At 72.6% G+C, this 3,647-nt stretch carries 1 protein-coding gene; it reads right to left on the bottom strand.

Going from position 1 to position 3,647, the window contains the following annotated elements; translation table 11 throughout:
* Positions 1-3,626 (bottom strand): SDR family NAD(P)-dependent oxidoreductase (locus tag ACFC09_RS45885; RefSeq protein ID WP_376539144.1); only part of this gene is annotated, 3,626 nt, incomplete at its 3' end.
* Between the last annotated feature and the right edge of the window lie 21 nt (positions 3,627-3,647).

Raw genomic sequence — 3,647 nt, 5'->3', positions numbered from 1 at the left:
TGCGGCCACTCCCGCGCCTCCGCGAGCAGTTCGACCGCGCCCGAGGTCCAGTCCACGTGCGACGACGGCCGATCCACATGCAACGTCCGCGGCAGTACGCCGTTCCGCATCGCCTCGACCATCTTGATCACACCGGCTGCACCGGCGGCGGCCTGCGTATGACCGATGTTCGACTTCAACGACCCGAGCCACAAAGGCCGTTCGGCCGACCGCTCACGACCGTACGTCGACAGCAGCGCGTGCGCCTCGATCGGATCGCCCAGGGTCGTACCCGTACCGTGTGCTTCCACCGCGTCGACGTCCGCCGCCGACAACCGCGCACTCGCCAGCGCCGCACGGATCACCCGCTCCTGCGACGGACCGTTCGGCGCCGTCAACCCGTTCGACGCACCATCCTGGTTCACCGCCGACCCACGCACCACCGCCAACACCCGACGCCCATGACGCCGCGCATCCGACAACCGCTCCAACAGCAGCACTCCCACACCTTCGGCCATGCCGAAACCGTCGGCGTCGTCGGAGAATGCCTTGCAGCGGCCGTCGGAGGACAGTCCCCGCTGGCGGCTGAAGCCGATGATGCCGTCGAGCGACGACATCACGGAGATGCCGCCGGCGATCGCGAGGGAGCACTCGCCGTTGCGCAGGGCCTGTCCGGCCAGGTGCATCGCCACGAGTGAGGAGGAGCAGGCGGTGTCGACCGTGACCGCGGGGCCTTCGAGCCCCAGCGTGTACGACACCCGGCCGGACAGGACGCTCGCGGCGCTGCCGATGACGAGGTAGCCCTCGTCGGCCTGGGTGCCTTGGGTCTGCCGTCCGTAGTCCTGGCCGTGTGTGCCGACGAAGACGCCGGTGGGAGTGCCGGCCAGTGAGGTCGGGTCGAGGCCGGCCCGCTCCAGGAGTTCCCAGGACACTTCGAGCAGCAGTCGCTGCTGCGGGTCCATGCCCAGCGCCTCGCGCGGCGAGATCCCGAACAGTTCGGCGTCGAAGTCACCGGCGCCGTCGAGGAACCCGCCGCCGCGCACGTAGGTCTTGCCAGGGGCGTCCGGGTCCGCGTCGTAGACGGCGTCCAGGTCCCAGCCACGGTCGGTGGGCAGGTCGCCGATGGCGTCGCCGCCCGCCTCCAGGAATCGCCACAGTTCCTCCGGGGAACTGATCCCGGCGGGGAACCGGCAACTCATGGCGACGATGGCGATCGCGTCGTCGGCGTCCGGGTCCTCCGTCGTGTCGCGGGGCGCGGCGGCTTCGGCGGGGGCGGTGGGCACGGGGTCCATGGCACCGAGCAGTTCCGTGCGCAGGTGCCCGGCGAGCGCCTTGGGCGTCGGATAGTTGAAGATCACGCCGGCCGGGAGCCGGACGCCGGTGGCCTCGGTGAGGCGGTTGCGGAGTTCCACCGCGGTGAGCGAGTCGAAGCCCGCTTCCTTGAAGGCGCGTGCCGCTTCCACCGCGTCCGCCGACGCGTGGCCGAGTACGGCGGAGGCGACGGCGCGGACGAGGGCGAGCAGTTCCCGTTCCTGCTCGGCCGGGGCGAGCGCGGCGAGCCGTTCGGCGAGGCCGGGGCCCATGCGGTGCGCGTCGCCCTGTTCGACGGTGCGCCGGGACGAGGCGCGTACCAGGTTCCGCAGCAGGGCGGGGACTTCACCGCTGCGGCGGGTGGCGGCGAGGTCGAGCCGGATCGGCACCAGCGCCGGACGGTCCGCCGCCAGCGCCAGGTCGAACAGGGCGAGGCCCTGTTCGGCGGAGAGGGCGAGCGTGCCGATCCGGGCCATCCTGGCGAGGTCGGTGTCGCTGAGCCGGCCGCGCATGCCCCGCTTCTCGGCCCACAGGCCCCAGGCCAGCGAGAGGCCGGGCAGGCCCTCGGCCCGCCGGTGGGCGGCGAAGGCGTCGAGGAAGGCGTTGCCCGCCGCGTAGTTGCCCTGGCCCGCGCCGCCGAAGGTCGAGGAGGCCGAGGAGTAGACGACGAACGCGGCGAGGCCGAGATGGCGGGTCAGCTCGTGCAGGTGCCAGACGGCGTCGACCTTCGGGCGCAGCACGTTGTCCCACTGCTCGGGCCGCAGCGCGCCGATCACTCCGTCGTCGACGATGCCCGCGGTGTGGACGATGCCGACGAGGCGGTCGCCCAGCGCGTCCACGACCTCCGCGAGGAACGGGCGGTCGGCCACGTCGCCGGCCACCGAGCGCACGGTGACGGTGTTGCCTGCCTCGGCCGCGAGTCCGGTGATCTCGGCGAGGCGTTCGTCCGGGACGCCGGACCGGGAGAGGAGGACGAGTTCGCCGACGCCGTGCGCGGTCACGAGATGGTCGGTGACCAGCCGGCCGAGTCCGCCCGTGGCACCGGTGACGAGGACGGCTCCGCCGGCCAGCGGTGACGTCCCGGCGGTCGGTGCGGCATCGGCCCGCCGCAGCCGCGCCACGTATGCCTGTCCGTCGCGGACCGCGACCTGGGGCTCGTCGTCGGGCACGGAGAGGCCGACCAGTACGTCGGCCGTGTCGTCCGACTTGTCCCGCGGTCCGAGTTCCAGCAGGCCGAACCGGCCCGGGTTCTCCGACTGGGCGGTGCGCACGAGCCCTCGTACGGCTTCCTGTGCCAGGTCTCCGGCGCGCGTGGCCACGACGAGCCGGGACTCGTCACGCCGCGCGTCGGCGAGCCAGTCCTGGAGCACGGTCAGCGCCCGCAGTCCGACGGCGTGCACCTGCTCGGGAACGGTCTGCCGTTCGTCTCCGCCGTCGACCCGGTACACCACGGCGGCCGGTGTGTGGTCCTCTTCCCCGAGGTCCTCGTGGTACGCCCAGGTGGGCGGTGCGGCGGCCGGGCCGGGCGCCGGTACCCATTCGATCTCGAAGAGGGAGTCCCGTCCGACCGGTGCGGCCTGCCGCAGGCGCTCGGGGTCGACGGGGCGTACGACGAGGCTGTCGATGTCGATGACGGGCTCGCCGGTCTCGTCGACCGCCCGGATGGTGACGCTGTCGGGCCCGGCGGGTGTGAGGGTGACGCGCAGCGCCCGCGCTCCCACCGCGTGCACCCGGACTCCCGACCAGGAGAAGGCCAGCCGGGGCCGGTCGGGCTCGGCGAAGAATCCCGAGATGCCGAGCGGGTGCAGAGCGGCGTCCAGGAGTACGGGGTGCACTCCGTAGGCTTCACTCGTGGTGCCGGCGGCGGTCTCGGGCAGACGTACCTCGGCGTACACCCGGCCCGGTTCGGTCCACACGGCCTGTACGGCGTGGAAGGCCGGGCCGTAGTCGACGGTGAGGGTGTCGTAGAACCCGTCCAGGTCGACGGGTTCAGCGGTGGCCGGAGGCCAGCTGGTGTCCGGCCGCGGATGGTCGTCGGTGGTCCCGTACGTGTCGCTCAGTGCGCCGCTCGCGTTCTCGGTCCACTCTCCGTCCGGGCCGATCCGGGTGTGCAGCCGTACCGGCCTGCTCCCGCGGCTGTCCGGGACGCCGACGTGGACGCGCAGGTCCACGCCGTCCGACTCCGGTACGACGATGGGGGCGGAGATCGTCAGTTCCTCGACGAACGGGGTGCCGAGGTCGTCACCCAGGTGCGCCAGTGCGTCGAGGAGTGCGGTGCCGGGGACGAGGGGACTGCCACTGACCCGGTGATCGTCCAGCCACGGATGACTCTTCAACGAGACCCGACCGGTGAACAC

Origin of the sequence: Streptomyces sp. NPDC056161, from assembly GCF_042268025.1 — a bacterium.
In the GTDB taxonomy this organism is placed as follows: Bacteria; Actinomycetota; Actinomycetes; order Streptomycetales; family Streptomycetaceae; genus Streptomyces.
Note: the sequence above shows the minus strand (reverse complement) of the source record. Positions and strands in the feature narration are given on the sequence as shown.